This window comes from Polaromonas sp. P1_F9 (assembly GCF_056405615.1).
Window position 1 is genome coordinate 25,018 of record NZ_JBFUBT010000009.1, and the last position, 21,543, is coordinate 46,560.

General features: G+C 63.4%; 20 protein-coding genes. 8 read left to right on the top strand and 12 right to left on the bottom strand.

The window, feature by feature from the left end; genetic code table 11:
• Positions 1-9: 9 nt before the first annotated feature.
• Together AC1DYR_RS20865 and priA are read left to right on the top strand one after the other, a co-directional pair.
• Positions 10-351: a hypothetical protein gene (locus AC1DYR_RS20865; RefSeq protein ID WP_477706773.1), complete on the top strand. Its 342-nt coding sequence runs from the start codon at positions 10-12 to the stop codon at positions 349-351.
• Positions 348-2,711 (top strand): replication restart helicase PriA, encoded by a 2,364-nt coding sequence (priA, locus tag AC1DYR_RS20870; protein ID WP_477706774.1) that lies wholly within the window; start codon positions 348-350, stop codon positions 2,709-2,711. Before AC1DYR_RS20865 ends, priA begins: the two co-directional genes overlap by 4 nt.
• 56 nt (positions 2,712-2,767) lie before the next feature.
• Here priA and AC1DYR_RS20875 read toward each other — a convergent pair whose 3' ends face one another.
• Both AC1DYR_RS20875 and AC1DYR_RS20880 read right to left on the bottom strand, forming a co-directional pair.
• Positions 2,768-3,136 (bottom strand): hypothetical protein, encoded by a 369-nt coding sequence (locus AC1DYR_RS20875; RefSeq protein ID WP_477706775.1) that lies wholly within the window; start codon positions 3,134-3,136, stop codon positions 2,768-2,770.
• Positions 3,137-3,195: 59 nt separating this feature from the next.
• Complete coding sequence (locus tag AC1DYR_RS20880) at positions 3,196-3,960, bottom strand: ArsR/SmtB family transcription factor (RefSeq protein WP_477706828.1); 765 nt, start codon at positions 3,958-3,960, stop codon at positions 3,196-3,198.
• Between the two features lie 141 nt (positions 3,961-4,101).
• Here AC1DYR_RS20880 and AC1DYR_RS20885 point away from each other — a divergent pair, with 141 nt between their 5' ends.
• The gene (locus AC1DYR_RS20885; protein ID WP_477706776.1) at positions 4,102-5,388 is read left to right on the top strand and encodes an MFS transporter; all 1,287 of its coding nucleotides are present in this window, start codon (positions 4,102-4,104) and stop codon (positions 5,386-5,388) included.
• A 7-nt stretch (positions 5,389-5,395) separates the two neighbouring features.
• Here AC1DYR_RS20885 and AC1DYR_RS20890 read toward each other — a convergent pair whose 3' ends face one another.
• From AC1DYR_RS20890 to AC1DYR_RS20935, 10 genes are all read right to left on the bottom strand, one after another.
• A complete protein-coding gene (locus AC1DYR_RS20890; protein WP_477706777.1) occupies positions 5,396-6,694 on the bottom strand; it encodes an RNA polymerase sigma factor in 1,299 nt (432 codons plus the stop codon).
• A gap of 6 nt (positions 6,695-6,700) precedes the next feature.
• Positions 6,701-7,138 (bottom strand): YciI family protein, encoded by a 438-nt coding sequence (locus AC1DYR_RS20895; protein WP_477706778.1) that lies wholly within the window; start codon positions 7,136-7,138, stop codon positions 6,701-6,703.
• A gap of 37 nt (positions 7,139-7,175) precedes the next feature.
• A complete protein-coding gene (locus AC1DYR_RS20900) occupies positions 7,176-7,712 on the bottom strand; it encodes an SRPBCC family protein (RefSeq protein ID WP_477706779.1) in 537 nt (178 codons plus the stop codon).
• 170 nt (positions 7,713-7,882) lie between these two features.
• A complete protein-coding gene (locus AC1DYR_RS20905; protein WP_477706780.1) occupies positions 7,883-8,656 on the bottom strand; it encodes a YciI family protein in 774 nt (257 codons plus the stop codon).
• Positions 8,657-8,710: 54 nt separating this feature from the next.
• On the bottom strand, positions 8,711-9,148 hold the full coding sequence (locus tag AC1DYR_RS20910) for a YciI family protein (RefSeq protein WP_477706781.1): 438 nt from the start codon (positions 9,146-9,148) through the stop codon (positions 8,711-8,713).
• A gap of 164 nt (positions 9,149-9,312) precedes the next feature.
• Positions 9,313-10,266, bottom strand: a complete 954-nt coding sequence (locus AC1DYR_RS20915; protein ID WP_477706782.1) for an AEC family transporter — start codon at positions 10,264-10,266, stop codon at positions 9,313-9,315.
• Positions 10,267-10,487: 221 nt separating this feature from the next.
• Complete coding sequence (locus tag AC1DYR_RS20920) at positions 10,488-11,549, bottom strand: porin (RefSeq protein ID WP_477706783.1); 1,062 nt, start codon at positions 11,547-11,549, stop codon at positions 10,488-10,490.
• A 169-nt stretch (positions 11,550-11,718) separates the two neighbouring features.
• Positions 11,719-12,501 carry an L-fucose dehydrogenase gene (locus tag AC1DYR_RS20925; protein WP_477706784.1) on the bottom strand — a complete coding sequence of 261 codons (783 nt, stop codon included), beginning with the start codon at positions 12,499-12,501 and terminating at the stop codon, positions 11,719-11,721.
• A 61-nt stretch (positions 12,502-12,562) separates the two neighbouring features.
• Positions 12,563-13,843 (bottom strand): L-fuconate dehydratase, encoded by a 1,281-nt coding sequence (locus AC1DYR_RS20930; RefSeq protein WP_477706785.1) that lies wholly within the window; start codon positions 13,841-13,843, stop codon positions 12,563-12,565.
• Positions 13,840-14,265, bottom strand: coding sequence for an ATP-binding cassette domain-containing protein (locus tag AC1DYR_RS20935; RefSeq protein WP_477706786.1), 426 nt, complete (start codon positions 14,263-14,265; stop codon positions 13,840-13,842). Before AC1DYR_RS20935 ends, AC1DYR_RS20930 begins: the two co-directional genes overlap by 4 nt.
• A gap of 502 nt (positions 14,266-14,767) precedes the next feature.
• Between AC1DYR_RS20935 and AC1DYR_RS20940 the strand changes: the two genes are divergently transcribed.
• From AC1DYR_RS20940 to AC1DYR_RS20960, 5 genes are all read left to right on the top strand, one after another.
• On the top strand, positions 14,768-15,631 hold the full coding sequence (locus AC1DYR_RS20940; protein WP_477647062.1) for an IclR family transcriptional regulator: 864 nt from the start codon (positions 14,768-14,770) through the stop codon (positions 15,629-15,631).
• 270 nt (positions 15,632-15,901) lie between these two features.
• On the top strand, positions 15,902-17,995 hold the full coding sequence (locus AC1DYR_RS20945) for an ATP-dependent helicase (protein ID WP_477706787.1): 2,094 nt from the start codon (positions 15,902-15,904) through the stop codon (positions 17,993-17,995).
• Between the two features lie 408 nt (positions 17,996-18,403).
• Positions 18,404-18,790: a hypothetical protein gene (locus tag AC1DYR_RS20950; protein WP_477706788.1), complete on the top strand. Its 387-nt coding sequence runs from the start codon at positions 18,404-18,406 to the stop codon at positions 18,788-18,790.
• Positions 18,791-18,815: 25 nt separating this feature from the next.
• Entirely contained in the window at positions 18,816-20,021 is a 1,206-nt protein-coding gene (locus tag AC1DYR_RS20955; RefSeq protein ID WP_477706789.1) for a phospholipase A, read from the top strand.
• Between the two features lie 185 nt (positions 20,022-20,206).
• Positions 20,207-21,538, top strand: a complete 1,332-nt coding sequence (locus tag AC1DYR_RS20960; protein ID WP_477706790.1) for a cation:proton antiporter — start codon at positions 20,207-20,209, stop codon at positions 21,536-21,538.
• Positions 21,539-21,543: the final 5 nt, after the last annotated feature.

Genomic DNA, 21,543 nt, shown 5'->3' on the forward strand with positions numbered 1-21,543 from the left:
ACGGGATGAATGATTTCAACCATGGCTAGCACAAAACCGGGCGATGGCGCCCGGACTTATGCACAAAATTCGTGTTGCGGTGCCGCAATGGTGAACGCAGGCGGCATGCTTCGCTATCAAAGCAATAGCGGACGTAAGTTGTTGATTTATATAGAGACTTTAAATTGCTTTTTTTCCGGGCAGTTTAAGAAAAGCCTTGATTTACAAGGCTTCGCGACGCGCCACAGCAAGCTATCAACAAAGTTATCCACAGAAAATCTGGAAATCTGTAAAGCGATGGTAAATCAAGGACTTAGCGCACTATCTGGATGTACTTCTCAAGAAGTAAACACATTTAGTTACTCCAAATGAGCTATTGGCTTCAAGTTGCCGTTGCCGCGCCCGCGCACAGTTCCATTGCCGGGCCACTGACCTACCAAAGCGAGTTGCCGCTTGCCGTGGGTGCCCTGGTGCGCGTGCCGCTGGGTAAACGCGAAGTCCTTGGGGTGGTGTGGGAAGTCGTACCTGACAGTGGAACGCTGCTGGAAATACAGACGCGTCATGTCACCGGTGTGCTGGAAGGGCTGCAGCCTCTTTCGGCGACCTGGCAAAAACTGGTGACGTTCACCGCCGCTTATTACCAGCGCTCCCTGGGCGAGGTAGCGCTGGCGGCATTGCCGCCGCAACTGCGCGACCTGAGCAATGTTCAGCTGGCGCGGCGGCTCAAGCGCCCGGTTGCGGACACCAGCGGCCAGCAGGACACCGCGGCGCTGATGCCGCTCAGTGCGCAGCAGGCTCTTGCCCTGGCTGAATTTGACAACGATACCCGGCCCGCGCTGCTGTTCGGCGCCACCGGCAGCGGCAAAACCGAGGTCTACCTGCGCGCCGCGGCCCGCGTGCTGGAGCAGGACCCCACAGCCCAGGTGCTGGTGATGGTGCCCGAGATCAACCTCACGCCCCAGTTGCAATCGCGCTTTGAAGAACGGTTTGCCCACCTGGGCAAAGAGCGCGTGGTGGCCTTGCACAGCGGCCTGACCCCAGCCCAGCGGCTGAAAAGCTGGCTGGCGGCCCACGCCGGCCATGCGCGCCTGGTGCTGGGCACGCGCATGGCGGTGTTTGCCTCCATGCCGAATCTGCGCCTGCTGGTGGTCGACGAGGAGCACGACCCAAGCTACAAGCAACAAGAGGGCGCACGCTATTCCGCCCGCGACCTGGCGGTCTACCGCGCCAAGATAGAGACCGAGGACGCCACGCATGACCATGGTCCTTGCCGCGTGCTGCTGGGCTCGGCAACACCGTCGCTGGAAAGCTGGCAGGCTACCTTGGCTGGCCGTTATCAACGCCTCACGATGAGTGAACGCATCGGTGACGTGGCCCCCACGCTTTTCGCTTCGCGTAATGCGCTGCCCCCCGAGGGGGCCAATTTTCCTAGGGGCGGCCCGTCGGAAATTTCGGCCCCCACGCTTTTCGCTTCGCGTAATGCGCTGCCCCCCGAGGGGGCCAATTTTCCTAGGGGCGGCCCGTCGGAAATTTCGGCCCCCACGCTTTTCGCTTCGCGTAATGCGCTGCCCCCCGAGGGGGCCAATTTTCCTAGGGGCGGCCCGTCGGAAAATTCCTCAGCAACGATCTCCTCAGGAGGCCTGCCCACAGTTCGGCGCGTGGACATGAACCACCAGCCCAAGCACTGCGTGATTGCGCCGCCGCTGCTGGATGCCATCGCACAACGGGTGGCGCGGGGCGAGCAGTCACTGATCTTCCTGAACCGGCGCGGCTATGCACCTGTGCTGGCCTGCCACGACTGCGGCTGGAAAAGCGAGTGCCCGCACTGCAGCGCCTACCGCGTCTTCCACAAGATAGACCGCACCCTGCGCTGCCATCACTGCGGCTTCACCGAACGCGTGCCACGCGCCTGCCCGGCCTGCGGCAACATCGACATCGCACCCGTTGGGCGCGGCACCGAGCGGCTGGAAGAACATTTGGCCGAATTGCTGGCCGCCGTGAAGCGACCGGACGGCGAGCCGCCGCGCATCGCCCGCATCGACGCCGACACGACGCGGCTCAAAGGGGCGCTCGAATCGCAACTGGCCAGCGTGCATGCCGGCGAAGTCGACGTGCTGGTCGGCACGCAGATGATCGCCAAGGGCCACGACTTCCGGCACATCACGTTGGTGGCGGCCATCAACCCTGACGGGGCGCTGTTCTCCAGCGACTTCCGCGCGCCTGAGCGCCTCTTCAGTCTCTTGATGCAAGCCGGCGGCCGCGCCGGCCGCGACGCCCGGCACAGCGACGCCAGCGAGATGTGGGTGCAGACCTTTCACCCCACCCATCCGCTGTTTGAAGCGCTCAAAAAACACGACTACCCGGGTTTTGCCGACCAGCAACTCGCAGAGCGCGAGGCAGCAGGGATGTCACCCTTTGGCTTTTCAGCGCTGGTCCGCGCCGAGGCACGCGCGCAGGATGTGGCGCAAGGATTCCTGAACGCAGCAGCGGCCCAGGCTGAAGCGCAGCAGCTCACAGGCCACGGACAGGTCACCGCTTACCCGGCCGTGCCGATGACAATACAGCGCGTGGCCAATATCGAGCGAGCGCAAATGCTGGTCGAAAGCCCATCACGCGCAGCCCTGCAGCGCTTCCTGGCGGCGTGGCAGCCGGTGCTGTTTGAAACGCGCCAGCAGACGGAATTCAAAAGTCTGATTCGCTGGGCGATTGATGTGGATCCGATCGCGATTTGACGGAGTGGCGGGCAGCGCATGCTTGTCTGCTCGATGGAAGGACTAGGCGGCATCTTTCACGACATGGTGCTCCATGCGTGAGCCCCAAACTTCTGGCCGACCCACCAGGCGACCGCGGCGCAGCCATAGGCCAAGAGGATGAGCGGTGGGCTATCACCCGAAAGACGCGTGGAGGCGATGGCCGGTGCGGCAACGAGGCCAAAGAAGACAGCCAGCCAAACAAGCATGAGGAGCAGGAAGACAATTGCTTCCAAAAGCTTCATTTCGCGCGTGGGGCGTGCCAGGAAGAGGATCAGCCGATTCTTCGTTGTTGGACGGACGCCTTGCAAGACATCTTTGTGCGACGCTGCGGAAAACCCAAGCACCACACCGAGGCAGCCGCCTGCAAAAAATCCGACGAGAGCGACAAGAATGGCGGCGATCATGAGTGAATGATAGCTCTGACGGCTCTTGCGAAGCGCACGGATCCGCACATGTGACGGGTTCAGGCGGCCATGGGCCGCGGCACTTGCCGCGCAGGAAAAGCATCGCCCTCGGTCACCTGCCGCCAGCTCTCCTGCCCCATCCAGCCACGCAGCGCCATCACACCCCTGGGCGTGATCTCCAGCGCGCGCAGGCCCTGGCGGCGCATTAGCCAGCCACTGTCCAGGCAATGCACGCAGATCAGCGTACCCAATTGCCCGGCCACATGAAAACGGCGCTCGCTCCAGTCGAGGCACGGCCGGCAGTAAGGCCGCTTGGTGTTGATGCTGGTTGGCGAAGTCGATAGGTCAATGCCCAGGCGCGCCAGCACGCTACCAGCCTTGGCGGTCACGTGGCCAGCTTCGCCATCAAACGTGATGGCGCCCTCGGCCACCAGATGGTGGGCAATGGCCACGCCGAGGCGGCCGGCGATGTGGTCATAGCAGCTGCGGGCCATGCGCATGGCGGCGTCTTTGGGGCCGGGCACTACGGCGCGGCGTGGCGCGGGCGCGTTTTGTGAGGCGAGCTGCGTGATGCCTTCGAGCACGCGCGCCACCTCCACCGAGGCCAGGCGGTGGTAGCGGTGGCGGCCGTGTTGCTCCACGCGCAGCAGGCCGCCTTCGACCAGCAGCGCGAGGTGGCGGCTGGCGGTTTGCGGCGACACGTTGCCGACGCCGGCCAGTTCGTGGGCGGTGAGCGAGCGGCCGTCCAGCAGCTCCATCAGCATGGCGGTGCGGGCCGGCTCGCCGACCAGCGAAGCGATGTGCGCAATTTGGTTGGTATTCATCATGATGTTTGACGCCTTGTAGGGTCAACCTTAGCAGCATCGCGCGACCCAAGCTTCGCTCCGTGACGAAGCATCACAGTGGGGCATCGCCGCACCATGAAGGCCATGCAGCAGCCGCTGCCTTCTGACAAGGAGAACTTCATGGAACTGCCAATGAACCCAGCCCTTCAGCCGCCGGCGCCACGCGCCTTCTACGGAACCACCGTCGTGCGCGCCGCCTTTGTGCTGGCCATCTTCGGCTGGGGCGTGGGCTTTTACAGCCCGGCGATTTTTCTGCATGCGGTGATCGCGCGCACCGGCTGGGCGTTGCCGCTGGTGTCGGGTGCGGTGACGTTTCACTTTCTCTTTGGCGCGGGGGTGGTGGCCTGCCTGCCGCGCATCCACGCCCGGCTGGGTGTGGCGGCCACTACCGCCGCAGGCTGCGCAGCGCTGGCCGTCGGCCTGTTGGGCTGGGCGCTGGCTGTGCAGCCCTGGCAGCTGTTTGTGGCGGCGGTGCTGACGGGCGGCGGCTGGGTCACCATGGGCGCGGCGGGGATCAACGCCATCATCTCGCCCTGGTTTGTGCGCGGCCGGCCCATGGCCTTAGCCAAGGCCTATAACGGCGCCAGCCTTGGGGGTGTGATTTTCTCGCCGCTGTGGGGCGCGCTGATCGCCGCGATGGGTTTTACCGCCGCCACCTTGCTGGTGGGCGCGGCCATGCTGGCCGTGGTGGTCTGCCTGTGTTTTTACGTCATCACGCAAACGCCGGAACGCATGGGCCAGCAGCCTGACGGTGACGCACCGGGCACACCCTCGCGCACCGTCACCTCTGCGCATGCCAAACCCTTGCCGGGCCGCCTGTTGTGGCGCGACCGGAGCTTTCGCACACTGGCTGCGGCGATGGCGCTGAGCATGTTCGCCCAGGCCGGTTTGATCACTCATTTGTATTCGCTGCTGGTGTCGGCCATGGGGGCTCAAGGCGCGGGTCTGGCGATGGCGTTGGCTACCGCTTGTGCCATCGGCGGCCGTACCATCGTCGCTAAATGTATGCCGACCGGTGCCGACCGGCGCCTGATCGCCAGCATGAGCTACGCGGTGCAGATCACCGGCTCACTGTTACTGGCCTGCGCGGCAGAACACCAGACCACGCTGATCCTGCTGGGCGTTGTGCTGTTTGGCGTCGGCATCGGCAATGCGACCTCGCTGCCGCCGCTGGTGGCACAGGTGGAATTTGTCAAGGAAGACGTGGCGCGCGTGGTGGCACTGATCGTCGCGATGTCGCAAGGGCTGTGGGCACTGGCGCCGGCCACCTTTGCCCTGCTGCTGGTCACCGCCAGTGGGAGTCCGGTGCATCTCGGTGCGGGCACAGGCCTTTACTTCGGCGCAACGGTGCTGCTCCAGCTGTCGGCCATCGCCTGCATGCTGGGCGGCCGCAGACCGGCACCGTAAACACGCGTCAGGAAAGGCGCGGTGTGGAGCCCGGCGCGCAGGCTGCGGCGCGCGCCAGCAGCAGCTCGCGTTCGCGCAGGTTGCGCGTGAGCGACGCGGCGCGTTCGAACTCCGCATGGGCTTCTTCGAGCCGGCCGAGCTTGAACAGAAAGTCGGCACGTACGCTGGGCAGCAGATGGTAGTTTTTCATCAAGGGCTCGGCCAGCAGCGCATCGGCCACCTCCAGCCCCGTCGCAGGGCCGAAAGCCATCGCCAGCGCGACGGCGCGGTTGAGTTCCACCACCGGTGACGGCATGAGCTGCGCCAGCGCGTCGTAGAGCGCGGCAATTCGATACCAGTCGGTGTCGGCGCCGGTGGGCGCGCGCGCATGGCAGGCAGCGATCGCGGCCTGTAGCGCGTACGGCCCCAGCGCGCCGCCCAGTGCCTCTGCACGCGCCAGCGCCGCAAGGCCGCGGCGTATCAGGATGTGGTCCCAGCTTGCGCGGTTTTGTTCCAGCAACAAGATGGGCTCACCCGAAGGCCCGGTGCGCGCCCTGGCGCGCGAGGCCTGGATTTCCATCAGCGCCACCAGGCCATGAACCTCAGGCTCCTGCGTCGCGAGTTCGGCCAGCACGCGCCCCAGCCGCAAGGCCTGGTCGCACAGCGCGGGCCGCATCCAGTCGCCGCCCGAGGTGGCTGAATAGCCCTCATTGAAGATCAGGTAGATAACTTCCAGCACCGAAGCCAGCCGGGCGCCGCGCTCTTCAGGGCCGGGCACTTCAAAGGGCACACGCGCCTCGGCCAGCGTGCGTTTGGCGCGCACGATGCGCTGGGCCACGGTGGGTTCGGGCACGAGGAAGGCACGCGCAATCTCGTCGGTGCTCAGGCCGCCCAACAGCCGCAGCGTGAGCGCGATGCGCGCCTCGGTCGAGAGCACCGGGTGGCAGGCGGTGAAGATCAGGCGCAGCAGATCGTCGCCGTAGTCGTCGGCGCCGTCGTCGCCGGAGCCGGACTCGTCTACGTCGGCGAAAGCCATTTCCTGCTCCAGCTCGAGTTCATGGCCCAGCTCTTCATGCTTGAGCGCCAGCAGCTTGCGCCGCCGCAAGTAATCAATGGCACGGTGCTTGGCCACGGCCATAAGCCAGGCGCCCGGGTTGTCCGGCACGCCCGTCTTGGGCCAGCGCTCCAGCGCCGTGACCAGCGCGTCCTGCGCGATCTCTTCGGCCAGGCCCACCTCTTGCACCATGCGCGCAACCTTGGCGATGACCTTGGCCGATTCGATGCGCCATACGGCGTCGATGGCACGGTGGGTTTCATGCGACGCCATGCGGCTTCAGGCGCCCTTGCTTCCGATTTTTCCGCTCGGCGCTTGCTGCATCTCGGTGAAGCCAGCTGCAGCTTCCTGCACGTCGGGCGGGAAGTCCGACATCTCCTGCACCTGGCGCACTTCGATCATTTCATTTTCACCACCGGGGCAGCGCGAGGCCCACTCGACGGCCTCGGCACGCGAAGCCACATTGATCATCCAGTAGCCCCCCAGCACTTCACGGGCTTCGGCAAAAGGGCCGTCTTTGACATGGGCCTTGCCACCGGGAAAGGTGACGCGAGCACCCATGGAAGGCGGGTGCAGGCCGTCCAGCGCGAGCAGCACGCCGGCTTTTTGCAGTTCTTCGTTGTACTTCATCATCGCGGCGACGGCGTCGGCACTGGGCATGGTGCCTGCAGTGGCGGTTTCGTAGCCTTTGGGGATCATCAGCATCATGAATCGCATTTGAATACTCCTTGAGTGTGGGGCGGGTGAGCCGGGCTTACTTTTCTGCAGCAGCCTTCAGGTCGGCCAGGCCGGCTTCGAAATCCTTGCCCACCATCTTGTCGATGTTGAAGAAGACATGCATGACCCGGGAAATCAGCGGCGCGGGGCCCGCCATCTCCCAGTTCACGACGCTGCCGCCGGCCTGCGGCTGGATGGTGAAGACCACCTTGTTGTGGGCCTCGAAGGGCTTGGTGAAGTTCAGGTCAATCTTGATCAGGGAGGACGGCACGGACTCGGTGACCAGCATGTCGCCGGAGCCGACTTCCTTGCTTTCCCAGGCGTAAGCCGAGCCCTTGCCGGTGGCCGGGCCACTGAAGCTGCGCTTCATGGCCGCGTCTTTCTTCTCCCAGGGCGACCAGGCGCCCCACTGTTTGTAGTCGTTGATCAGCGGGAAGATTTTTTCAGGCAGCGCCTGGATCGTGGTCTGGCGCTGCACGCGGAAGGTGTCGGGCTTGTTGGAGGCAAGCACCAGCACTGTCACGACAAAAAGCACGATAACGACGGCGGCAATGATGGCAATGGTCTTGAACATATAAATCCCTTTTTAGTGTTCGTTCACTTTGATAAATGGCGAGCGCCGGGTTTATCGGGCCGGTCTGGCCCCCAAAAAACGCCTGCTCACCGGTACGACGAACGAAAACCGCGAAATCGACATGCCCAGCCAAAAAAATCAAAAATATTTTTGACCACCGTTCCCGGGCGTCAGGCCTGTGCGAAATCGGCAGCTTCATACAGCAGCCGGATTTCCACCTCAACCTCTTCCGTATCGCGAAACGGGAAGGGATAGGCCAAGGCCCAGTCCACCGCAGCCTGCAGCGAACGCGCCTGGATGATCCAGAAACCGGCCAGCAATTCCTTGGCCTCGGCAAACGGTCCGTCCATCACGCTGGGTTTGCCCCGGGTGAATTTCATGCGGGATGCGCTGGCACTGGGCTTGAGCCCTTCGCCCATGAGCAGCACACCGGCCTTGACGGCGTCGTCGTTGTGTTGGGCCATGCGCCCCAGCCACTGGCTGTCGGGCACGATGCCGGCCTCGGCCCTGTCGTTGGCCTTGAGCAAAATCATGAAGCGGCGCAAACCCTCGGGCAGCGGCGGCGCGCCTTCCCCGGCGACGCCGCGCAGTCCGCCGGGACAACCGCCCTCGCGGATTTCCAGCGAGGTATTGCCATCCGCATCCTCTTGAGGCCAGCGCTTGAGCCATTCCAGTGCTTCATCTCTGGAAGCCGCCTCAATCATGGTGAAACCGGCGATCAGCTCTTTGGCTTCGGTGAAGGGGCCGTCGATGACCGTGGGCTTGCCACCGGAAAACCGGATGAGCGCGCCCTTGGAGCTTGCCTGCAGGCCCTCGCCGCCCAGCAGCATTCCGGCCTTGGCGAGTTCTTCGTTGTAGGCGCCCATGGCGGCCAGCAGTGCGGGGCCGGGCAGCTCGCCGGCTTCAGTGCTCGCGTCGGATTTGCGCAGGATCATGTATTGCATGCGTGGGATCTCCTTGGAACCCGGTTTTTACCTCAAACGCGGGCCCAGAGGATTTCAGCCCCGCGCGCCGGCCTGGGCTTCGACCTGCTGGCGCAGGCGTTCTTCGGCTTCTCGCAGTTCAGGCGTGAACTCGGCGCCGAAGTCTTCGGCCGAGAACACCTGGCGGATTTCGATTTCAGCTTCGCTCTCAGGCGGCAAGGGGCAGCGCTTGATCCACTCAATCGCCTCTTCTTTCGACGACACCTGCAGCATCCAGAAGCCGGCCACCAGTTCCTTGGTTTCAGGGAAGGGCCCGTCCACCACGGTGCGTTTGCCGCCAGAGAATTTGACGCGCGCGCCTTTGGAGCTGGGGTGTAGCCCTTCGCCCGCCAGCATGACGCCGGCCTTGACCAGCGATTCGTTGAACTTGCCCATGTCGGCCAGCAGTTGTTCGGTGGGCATTTCGCCGGCTTCGCTGTGCTTGTCGGCTTTGATGAGAACCATGAATTTCATTTCGGACTCCTTTAGGGTTGCGTTGGGAGCGGAGAGCCCGGACAACCCGGGCAGAAACATCCTGCTCTTACCGGTACGACGAACGGAAAGAGCGGAATCGACAGCGCGGGGCCTTTTTTTTTCAGGCTTTTTGTAACGACAGCCGAAAAGGCCTGGTACCCGGCTCAGGTCAGCAGGGTCACTGCTGCCGAAAAGCTGAAAAAGGCCAGCACCGTCGACAACAGGATGATGCGCGCGATGCGGCCGTTGTCGGCACCGAAACGCTCGGCCAGCAGCGCCACATTGCTGGCGCTGGGCAACGCCGCCACCAGTACAATGACGGTGAGCGCGAAGGGTTGCAGCGGCACGCCCACAGCGATGGCACCCAACCCGACGAGGCCCACCAATACCGGGTGCACCACCAGTTTGATGAGCGCAACCGGCACATACTCCTTCAGGGATGTGGCAGCCATACTGTTCATCTGCGAGCGCGCCAGCACCGCGCCAATGGTGAACAGCGCTACCGGCGAGGCCGCATCGGCCAGCAGCCCGACGGTCTGCATTACCGGCCCTGGCAACATCACACCAAAGCCGGACGACAGCGCGCCCAGCACGATGGCCCACGGCATGGGATTGAGCGCCACGCCCTTGAGCGCATTCTGTGCGGCAACCTCGGCGCCATGAATGTCGGCCGAGTCCAGCCGCGACAGCGCGATGCACAGCGAGCTTGTCACGAGCAAGTCAACCAGGATGGTGACAATGGCCGGGCCTGCCGCCTGCGCGCCCAGCAGCGCCACCAGAAGCGGCACGCCCATGAAGCCGGTATTGGGAAAGGCCGCCACCAGCGCACCGAAAGACGCATCGTTCCATGCAATACGGCCCTTGCGCGTGAGCATCACGGTGAAGGCCACCATCAGCAACGCGCACACCAGGTAGACGGCGACCAGGCTCGCGTCCAGCAGCTGCGCAATCGGCGTGCCGGCGCCAAAACGGTACAGCATGCAGGGCAGTGCGAAATACAGCACGAAGGTGTTCAGCCCGGGAATGGCCAGCTGCGGGAGCAGGCCCCGGCGTGCAGCAAGGTAGCCGCACAGCACCAGGGCGAAAAAAGGGAAAGTGACGAAAAGAATGCGGAGCACGGCGCTGATTGTCGCCCAGCCCTTGCGTGCGAGTGGGCAGCACGGTCCCGTTTGCACGTCGATTGAGCATAAAAAATAGCTGCGGCGCAGGCATCGCCTGCGCGAGCAGCTATGTTTTTTATAGCAAAAGTGGCTGGCCAGCGGGTCCGCGTCAGGTGATCCCGATCTGAACCTGTCAGCCTGCCGCCGAACGCATGGAGCTCGTTCGGCAGCGTTGCCCTTTAAAAGCTGTGCGCAATACCCGCGTAAACGGTTCTTTGCCCCTGGTTGACAGCCGGATTTCCCGAGATTCCCCCGTCCACCCCGAAGTTGGCGCCACTGGAGTTGCTGACGCCACCGAATGACGCGTACAGCAGTGTGCGCTTGGACATGCTGTAGTCCGCACCCACCATGCCCAGCGTGGCCTTGCCGGCCACCCGATCAGATTTGACGTGGAAGACCGAACCGATCAACGTGAGCGCCGGCGTTACATCGTAGCGAACGCCAACCCAGGCATGCTTGAGCTTGGTCGCGGCGGTGAGGGCCGCGTCGGGTGCGGTGATGTAGTCGTAGGCCGCATACAGCTTGGCCGGGCCGAACTTGTAAGTGCCGCCTATGATGGTTTCCTTGGAGGTGCTGAAAACATCCGTGAAGGTGGCGGTAGCATTACGGCGCGCGGAATAGATGGCGCGCAGCATCAGGTCCTGGTTCGCATAGGTCATCGATATGCCTTCGCCGCGGAGGGCCTTGCTGTTGCCAGCCTGTTCGCCGAACGAGATTTGCCCGGTGGCGCTAAAGCCGCCCATATCGGGTGTTGAATACTCCACCACATTGTTGGCTTGGGGCCAGCTGCGGCCCCTGACCAGGGTGGCGCTACCCACCCACTGCTGGCCGGTCGGGTCCAGGTCCCACACGTCATTGCTGATGAACAGGTTCTTGCCGACGCGGAAACTGCCCCAGCTGGCGTTGGACAGACCGACATAGGCGCGGCGGTTGAACAGTGCCCCGCCGGTCGACCCGTTTTTAAGTTCAAAACCGCTTTCGAGAAGGAAGTTGGCCGCCAGGCCGCCCCCCAGGTCTTCTTTGCCCTTCATGCCCCACATGCTGGTGCCCCACTGGTTGCTGGCCACCATGGCTTTAGAGAAGCTGGCATTGGCCACCGGGTCATACACCTTGTCGATATAGGCCAGGCCGGATACGGCACGTCCGTACAAGGTGACGTTGGACTGGGCCGAGGCGAACTGCGGAGCCAGCGCGGCCGCGCAGGCCACACCGACGTACACACTACGGAAAGCAGCTTTCATGATTTGTCTCTCTTTGCTATGGTTAGGTTGAGTCAGTTAAAAAGTCCGGATATGCCCATTCGCCGGCATGGCTGCCCAGAGCGAACCCGGTTCGGGCGGGGAAAATCTTGGCTGCGGGCTTTCATCGTGCTTTTCAGGCCCGGCCGTTTGGGTATCGTGTTCATTGCGATCAGCGGGTCAGCAGGGCCCGGTCCAGATGCACATAACCACCATCAGGATGAATCCACTGGCCGGTGGTATGCGAAGCGCGGTCGGACAGCAGGAACACCACCGTGTCGGCAATTTCGCGGTCGGTCGTCATGCGCTGGCCCAAGGGAATCCGGGCCGTGATGTTGGCCAGCGCCGCTGCAGGGTCGGCAAAGGTCTTGAGCCATGTTTCATAGAGCGGTGTCATGACTTCGGCAGGCAGCACTGCATTGACCCGTACGCCATGCGGCGCCAGCGCGGCAGCCCATTCGCGTGTCAGCCCCAGCTGGGCCGCCTTGGCCGCGACATAGCCGCTGGTGTTGCCCTGCCCGGTGAGCGCCGTCTTGGAGGAAATGTTGACGATGGCGCCGCGCCTGGCCTTGAGCTGGTCCAGGCACAGGTGCGCCATCAGGTAGTAATGCATCAGGTTGGACTGCAGCGATCGCTCGAAAGCCTCGGGGCCGGCGTCCAGGCCGACGCTGTCGTTGACGCCGGCGTTGTTGACCAGCGCATCAATGCCACCGAATTCGGCCACGGCGCCCTGCACCGCGGCCCGGCAGGCCGATTCGCTTTCAAGTTCGAGCTGGAAAAACCCGTGGCGTGCACCGAGCTCCCCCAAGGCCGCGGAAAATTCAGGCAGCAGGGGGCTGCGGCCGAAGATCACCGGCACGGCGCCCTCCCGCGCCAGCTGCAGGCTGATGGCCCCGCCAATTCCGGCGCCCCCGCCGGTGACAATGACAATCTTGTTTTGAAGGTGCAAATTCATCAAGTGCTCCTGTCTCGGATGTTGGTTGTGGTCAGGTTCAGCCAAGAGGGGTTAGCAGCCATCAGCCCTTGAAGGCGTACTGCGCCAGCGATTCGCGCTTCATCTCAATCGAGTAACCTGGCCGCTGCGGAGGCATATAGGCGGCATGGCGAATCACGCAGGGATCCACGAAATGCTCGTGCAGGTGGTCCACGTATTCGATCACCCGGCCTTCCTTGGTACCGGCGATGCAGAGGTAATCGATCATCGACAGGTGCTGCACGTATTCGCACAGGCCAACGCCGCCGGCATGCGGACAAACCTTGAGCCCATATTTGGCCGCCATCAACATCACGGCCAGCACCTCGTTGACGCCGCCCAGGCGGCAGGCGTCGATCTGCACCACGTCAATCGCGCCCTGCATGATGAGCTGCTTGAACATGACGCGGTTCTGGCACATCTCGCCGGTGGCGACCTGCATGTCGCCCCTCACCGCCTCGCGGATGCGGCGGTGACCCTCGATGTCGTCGGGGCTGGTGGGCTCCTCGATGAACCAGGGCTTGGCAAAGCCCAGGTGCCCCAGCCACTCAATCGCCTCATTGACATCCCACACCTGGTTGGCGTCAATCATCAGGGTGCGGTCGGGGCCGAGCACCTCGCGGGCGACGCGCACCCGCCGGATGTCGTCCTGCAGGTCGCGGCCCACCTTGAGCTTGATGTGCGAAAAACCGGCGTCCACCGCCTCCTGGGCCAGGCGCCTGAGCTTTTCGTCGTCATAGCCCAGCCAGCCGGCGGAAGTGGTGTAGCAGGCGTAGCCTTCCTGCTCGAGCGTCTTCATGCGCGCGTCCTTGCCGGCAGCCTGGCGCGTCAACAGCGCCAGCGCTTCGGCCGGCGTGATGCAGTCGGTGATGTAGCGGAAGTCGATCAGCCTGACGATCTCTTCCGGGCTCATGCGGGCCACCAGCTTCCACACCGGCAGGCCCTCCTGCTTGGCCCACAGGTCCCACACCGCATTGACCACGGCGGCAGTCGCCAGGTGGATCGCGCCCTTGTCGGGGCCTATCCATCGCAACTGGCTGTCCGAGGTGATGTAGCGCCAGAAGCGGCCCATGTCTTCGGTCACCCAGTCCATGTCGAGACCGACCACCAGGTGGCGCATGGCTTCGATGGCGGCACGGCAGATTTCATTGCCGCGGCCGATGGTGAAGGTCAGGCCATGGCCTTCAAGCCCCGGCTCGCCGGTTTCCAGCACCACATAGGCGGCCGAATAGTCCGGGTCCGGATTCATCGCGTCCGAGCCGTCGAGATGCCGCGACGTGGGAAAGCGCACGTCGATGACACGCATGGATTGGATGGTGCTCATGAAGGATTGCCTGCCCCGGGATTGCTGTTTGCCTGGTGAGGAAGCGCCTGAGCGCTTGCCAGCTGCATAAAACCCGGTGAGGCCACGTTGAAGAAAATCAGCAAGCCCAGCAAGCTGGCAAAGGCCAACAGCTTTTGACGGGTGTTGCTGCTAAAAGCCGCAGTGGTGAAACCTTGCAGCCCCTTGGAGATAGTCATGGAGGATGGTTCCGGTGCCTGTATGGCGGCGGGCTTGAGGATGAACCCCAAGCTCAGGAAGCGCCGCAGGGTCGCCAGGATCATCATCAGGGTCGACTTGCCGCCGTCGTTCTCGCCCATCAGTGCATGCACTTCGCCCGCAGTGATCTCAAGCCGGGCGTTGTGCAGGGCGCCCCCTCCCGGAAAGGATTTGCACAGGTTGGTGATGACCACAAGAGGTGTCATGAGCGGTTCCGGGCAGTTGCGCTGTCACTCAGATCGTTGCGCCACCGTCGACCCGTAGCGGCTGACCGGCGACAAAGCGAGGCTCGCCGTTGGCCGGTTTGCCCGTTGGCTGGCGTCTACAGGCCGGTAGTCCGGGCGCCGGCGCCAAGACCGATATCGTTTTCTTCTCAAATCGTCCTGGGCGCATAACAAAACCTTTTCTAGCTGACGGGACCATGGGCGAGGGCGCCAAAATCAGGAAACTTATTGTTACAAATAGTTCATTGATGAACAATCTATTCACTTATGGATCGAAGCGGTGTGAATCATAGAAATTTGCTCATCTTTCCAAGCTCCGGACTTTCCCTAGGTCAGGATTTAATTTATTGATGAACATTAAGTGCAAAAGTAAATAAATCGAAAACATGAAGGCGAAAGTCTTCGCGAACGCCGCGTGCCATACCAAGAGCGCCGCTTTACATATCAAAATTGCAATGCCTTTGACTTCACCTACCCTGCCGCCATGACATCAAAATATTCTTTTCCTCCCCTTGCCGACCAGAACCAGAACGACGATGGCGCCACCGCATCCCCGCCACTGGCGGAGGACCGCTACCGCGCACCGGCACTCGACAAGGGTCTGGACATCCTGGAATTGCTGGCCCGCCAGCCGCAGGGCCTGACGCGCGCGGAGATCGTCAAGGAAATGGACCGCAACGCAAGCGAGATCTACCGCATGCTGGAGCGGTTAGTGGCACGGCAATATGTCATGCGTTCGCTCTCGGGCGACCGCTATTCGCTGAGCCTGAAACTTTTCACGCTGGCGCACATGCATCCACCGCTTAACCGGCTGGTGACCCAGGCGATTCCCGTCATGGAGGCCTTCGCACAGAAGGCGGAGCAGGCTTGCCACATGGGCGTTTACGACCACGGCAACGTGCTGATCACCGCGCAGGTCAACGGCCCAGGCACCTGGAGCATGACGATCCGCGTCGGCGTGCACGTCGGACTGGTCGATACCGCCTCGGGCCGGGTGTTGCTGGCTTTCGCGGATGCCAGCCGGGCCCAGCAAATGCTGGCCCAGCACACGGCACTCGAGGGCGAGGTGCCGATCGAGTCCGATGCGCTGGCTGCCGCGCTGGCCGTCATCCGCAAGCAAGGCTATTTCGAGCGCGACAGCCTGCAGTCTTTCGGTGTGGCCGATATTTCCTGCCCCGTCTTCGGGCCAGACCACAGTGCACTCGCTGCGCTGACCTGTCCTTATGTACGGCGCATAGACCGCCATGTCGGCCCCGACCAGAAAACCGTGCGCCTGCTGCTGCAGCAGGCAGCCCAGGCACTGTCATTGACGCAGGGCGGGTTCGCCCCCGCGAGCCGGCAGGCATGAAGCCACGCCAACTCGAATGCTACTAATTTAATAGCTACCCGCGCTGGTGGATATTGCCCTTCAGGCCTTTATTGCCTGAATCCGCAGTTGAGGCCGGTTCCATCCGGCGGCAGTTTTTCACCCGGCCCGACCGACCGGCATGAAACCTGCTGCGCGGCAGAGGCCTGCGCTGCAGGCGCCAAAGAGGGCAGCCGCTATGATTTGCCGTTCACCGGCAGCACCTGACAAGGCCGGTCCCGCGCATTTTTCCCCTGGAATCGATTCTTTTTCATGACCCACGGCCTGAACCTCGCCCAACAAGAAGCCGTGAACTACCTGCATGGTCCCTGCTTGGTACTGGCGGGCGCCGGTTCCGGCAAGACGCGGGTGATCACGCACAAGATAGGCCGGCTGATCCAGTCAGGGCTCAAGCCCGAACAGATTGCCGCGATCACCTTCACCAACAAGGCCGCCGCTGAAATGCGCGAGCGGGCCAAGGCGCTGATCGGCAAAAGCGCCAAAGGCGTGCTGGTCTGCACCTTCCACGCCTTGGGTGTGCGCATGCTGCGCCAGGACGGCGCGGCGCTGGGCCTCAAACCCCAGTTCTCGATTCTGGACAGCGACGATGTGACCAGCATCATCAAGGACGCAGGTGGCAGCACCGATGCGGCCACGGCCCGGCAGTGGCAATGGACCATCAGCCTGTGGAAGAACATGGGCCTCAATGCGGCTGAAGCCCTGGTGCAGGCCAATGGCGACGAAGAGCGCGCCATTGCCCGCGTCATGGCGCACTACGAAGAGCGCCTGACGGCCTACCAGAGCGTCGACTTTGACGACCTGGTGGGCCTGCCGCTCAAGCTGCTGCGCGAGCACGACAGCGTGCGCGAAAAATGGCAGCAGTCGCTGGGCCATGTTCTGGTCGACGAATACCAGGACACGAATGCAACGCAGTACGAGATGCTCAAGCTGCTGGTAGGCCCGCGCGGCCGCTTCACCGCGGTGGGCGACGACGACCAGTCGATTTACGGCTGGCGCGGCGCCACGCTGGACAACCTGAAAAAGCTGCCGCAGGACTACCCCAACCTCAAGGTCGTGAAGCTCGAGCAGAACTACCGCTCCACCAGCGCCATCCTGCGCGCGGCCAACAACGTGATCGGCCCCAACCCCAAACTCTTTCCCAAGACGCTGTTCAGCGAGCTCGGCGAAGGCGAGCCGGTGCGCGTGATCGACTGCGACAGCGAAGAGCACGAAGCCGAACGCGTGGTGGCCCGCATCCAGAGCCTGCGCGCCGAAGGCAGTCTGCAGGCCGAGGGTGGGCAGTTCAAGGAGTGGAAAGATTTTTGCGTGCTGTACCGTGCCAACCACCTGGCCAAGCCTTTCGAGAAGGCCTTTCGCAAAGCCAACATTCCGTACAAAGTCTCGGGCGGCCAAAGTTTTTTCGATCGCGCCGAGATCAAGGACCTGTGCTGCTGGATGCGGCTGCTGGTCAACAACAACGACGACCCGGCGTTCATGCGCGCGGTGACCACACCCAAGCGCGGCATCGGCCACACCACGCTGGGCGCACTCGGCACCTTTGCGAGCCAGTCGAAGCAAAGCCTGTTTGAGGCGCTCTTCAGCAACTCGCTGGGCTCAGTGCTGCCGGCCAAGGCGGTCGGTTCGCTGCATGAGTTCGGCCGCTACCTCAACGACCTCGAATACCGGGCCAAGCGCACCGTGGGCGCGGAGGACGCGCGCGTTTTCCTGAACGACTGGCTCAAGGAGATCGACTACGAGAAGCACCTGTACGACGGCGAAGACAGCGAGAAACTCGCGGCCGCACGCTGGACCAACGTGATGGATTTTTGCGACTGGGTGGCCCAGCGCTGTGGCGGGCAGATCGACGATGCCTCGGGCGCCGTAGTTGCCGCCGAAACCAAGACCATGCTCGAAGTGGTGCAGACCATTGCGCTGCTCTCCACCATCAGCGAACGCGAGGGTGACCAGAACGTGGTGACGCTCTCTACCCTGCATGCCGCCAAGGGCCTGGAGTGGCCACACGTGGTGCTGGCCGGCGTGAACGAGGGCCTGTTGCCCTTCAAGCTGGAAGACGATGACGGCGTCAACACCGACAGCATCGCACTGCGCCTGCAGGAAGAGCGCCGCCTGATGTATGTGGGTATCACCCGCGCGCAGCGCACGCTGGCTGTGAATTGGCTGCGCAAGCGCAAGAAGGGCCGCGACATGATTCCCGGCGCCCCCAGCCGCTTCATCGCCGAGATGGCACTGGACAAAGCCACCGTGAAGGAAGACCCGCGCGAAAAGCTCAAGGCCTTGCGTGCGGAGTTTGCAAAGAAGTCAGCGGACGGGATTGCGGCGGCAGCAGCGGCGGCAGAGACGCGCTAGCGCAGCCCTGTTCCATGGTTAATTCGGCGCGAGATCAGGTGCCGGGCCGCATGAAGGCGTTTTCAGTGACGTGGTTACAAACCGTTTCAGGCCACGGGTTTTTGCCGGTGCTTTACCTGATTGAGATGTATTCATGAGATAGTGCGCAAGCTCCACGGCCTGCGCGTTGCATCAACCCCGCACTCGCGGGCCCGAGTTTTCCGTTTCACCTCCTGCACTGCAGTCTTGGCCGCTCCGTCCGCCTTGCTGCGTTGCTACAGCCCGTACCGCGCGGCCAGGCCGTGCACTCACTTGTTCATGACTTTGCTTTTTCTTCGACCCGCTCTTTTTTTAATCGCCGCTTGCGCAATATCCGCTAGCGCTACGGCCCAACCCAAACCCGACGCCGCGTGCCCCGCCGCTACGGAGATGAAAGCCGCACAACTCCATGGTCTGTGGGCCGTGCGCTTTGACCCCCCACCCGCCGGCCTGCCGGCCCGCGCCACCATGCTGCTGGAACGCCACGCCGAATTCGCCGAAAGCCTGGCCGGCATCGTGAGCCGCGACCTGGGGCCGGCCGCCGGTTCCAAAGCCATTGCCGGACATGCGGCCAAGGCCGCATTGGCCGGTGACCTGGAGGGTGGCATGTTGCTGCTCGACGAATCCTCCGACAATGTCAGCATCACCGGCACCTGGAACGGCGAAATGGTCGAAGGTTCTTGCGGCAAGGCCTTCAAGGGCACCTGGAAAGACACCAGCAGCAGCGCCCCGGACAATGCACCCGATGTGCCCTTCACGCTGACCCGGCTGCCCTGAACAGCGCAATTTTCAAGACCGAGCCATGCCACTGAAATCTCTCCATCCTGCTGCTGCATCGCTTTGCACGGTGCTTCTGGCCTTCCTGGGTCTTGGCGCCGCGGCTGCGGCACATGCACAGGCAGCGCCAGCAAACCGCCCATCCAGCACAGGCTGGCAAACCTGCCAGGCCATGAAGGGCGACCCTGCGGCGCAGCTCACCTGCTTCCAGCAATGGGCCGATGCGCAAACGCCGGCCAACACGCCCGCACCCAGCCTGACCACTGCGCCGGCCAATGCCCAGACCGGCCAGCCGGCTACCCCGGTGCTGCTGCTGCCATCACTGAACACCGAAGCGCCGGACGGCAAGCCGATCGGCTGCAAAAACACCAGGTACTCGGAACTGTCCCGTTTCTGGGAGTTGCAGCGCGGCACCGACTGCGATACGTTCTCGCTGCGCGGCTACCGGCCGATCACGCTGGCCGTCTCCACCGCCGACAGCGTGAACACGCAACCCTCGTCACCCTCCGCAGGGCATACCGCGCTGACCTCTGTGCCCTACATGCGCACTGAAAACAAAATCCAGCTGTCGGTGCGCACCAAGGTCGCCAAAGGCCTGCTGAAAAGCGGCGACAACGATGACGACGACCATGACTCGATATGGTTCGGCTACACACAGCAAAGCTATTGGCAACTGTTCAACGGCAGCATCTCGCGGCCGTTTCGCACCACCGACCACGAGCCCGAGGTGATCTACATCTACCCGCACCAGATCCCTTTGGCCGGTGGCTGGAACTACCGGCTCTCGGGCCTGGGGCTGGTGCACCAGTCCAACGGACAGTCGCTGCCGCTGTCGCGCAGCTGGAACCGCGTCTACCTGATGGGCGCCGCCGAGAAAACACTGGGCCAGGACTCGGGCCTGATCCTGCAGGGGCGTATCTGGGACCGGCTCAAGGAGTCCTCGGGCAATGACGACAACCCCGGTATCGAAAACTATGTGGGCCGCGCGGAAGTCACTGGCAGCTGGCAGATCAACAAAGCCAACACGGTGGGCGTCACGCTGCGCCACTCGCTGCGCAAGGAAGCCCGCGGTTCGGCCCGGTTTGACTGGATGATGGCGCCGGCCTCGTCGCCCAACTACACCGGCCTGCGTTATCACGTGCAGCTGTTCAGCGGCTACGGTGACAGCCTCGTGGACTACAACCGAAAGCGCAATGTTCTGAGCATCGGCCTGAGCCTGGTGGACTGGTAGGCGCTGAAACGGCGTCGCGCATATTTGCTATGCTTTTTATAGCTGCTCGTGCTGGTACTGATTAGCCCCAGAGCGTTTTCGCTTGAGAAATCGGACACAAACGTGTCTGCCGGACGCATCCAGCCACCGCGGCAACGGCGCGTCGGCTGATACCGCAACGCCCCCGCTTGCCGTAAGGTGGGGCGATGACTTTTGCCGAGCCCACCACTTTCACGCTGGCCTGCATCGTGGCCGGTGCGCTGCTGATTGCCATGACACTGGGCGGCTCTTTCATAGCACGGTTGCCTCTGAGTGCCGCCATGCTGTACCTCGGCGTTGGTGTGGCGGTCAGTCCCGTCGGGCTGGGGCTGCTCAAACTCGACGCCCTCAAGAACACGGTGCTGCTGGAGCGCCTCACGGAGGTGGCGGTACTGATCTCGCTGTTCACCGCCGGCATGAAGCTCGAGTTCCGCGTGCGGGATGGCCGCTGGCGCATTCCGGTGCAACTCGCAACCGTGTCGATGGTGGTTACCGTGGCCGCCATCACCGCACTGGGTGTTTATGTGCTGGATCTGCCCGTGGGCGCCGCCGTACTGCTGGGCGCCATCCTCGCACCGACCGACCCGGTGCTGGCCTCCGACGTGCAGGTGGCCAACCCGGGCGACCGCGACCGCCTGCGTTTCGGCCTCACCGGTGAAGGCGGCCTGAACGACGGCACCGCCTTTCCGTTTGTGATGCTCGGGCTGGGCCTGCTGGGCCTGCATGAACTCGGCGAAGGCGGCTGGCGCTGGTGGGCCGTCGACGTGCTGTGGGCCGTGGCTGGCGGTCTGGCCCTGGGCTGGCTGCTTGGCACGCTGGTGGGCCGCGCCATCCTCTACCTGCGCATGCGCCACCGCGAAGCGCTGGGCTCGGACGAATTCATCGCGCTGGGGCTCATCGGGTTGACGTACGGCCTGGCGTTGCTCTTTCACACCTACGGCTTCCTGGCGGTGTTTGCGGCGGGCCTGGCGCTGCGCCGCATCGACGAGCCCGATGCGCGGCCCGCGCCCCCGGCAGCAGCCGCGCCCGACGAAACGCTGAGCCCCGATGACCAGGAAGCCTCGGGCGCGGAAGCCCCCGCCCACATGATGCGTGCAGTAGAACGCTTTAACAGCCAGCTGGAAAGCTTCGTGGAAGTTGCCATCGTGCTGGCCGTGGGCGTGCTGGTGGCCACCACACGCTTTCGCAGCGAAGTGCTGTGGTTTATTCCCGCGCTGTTCCTGGTGATCCGGCCGGCGGCGGTTTTTATCGGGCTGCTGGGAACCCCGGTCAGGGGCTCGCAGCGCCGCCTGATGGCCTGGTTCGGCATTCGCGGCATCGGCTCGCTGTATTACCTGCTCTATGCCATCAACCACCACCTCCCGCCCGCGCTCGCGCAGCGGCTGCTGTCCATCACGCTCGCGGTGGTCGTCGCGTCGGTGATTGCCCACGGCATTTCGGTCACGCCGTTGATGAAGCGCTATGAGGCGCGCAAACCGGGAAAACGCCGCAGGCCCTGAACAAG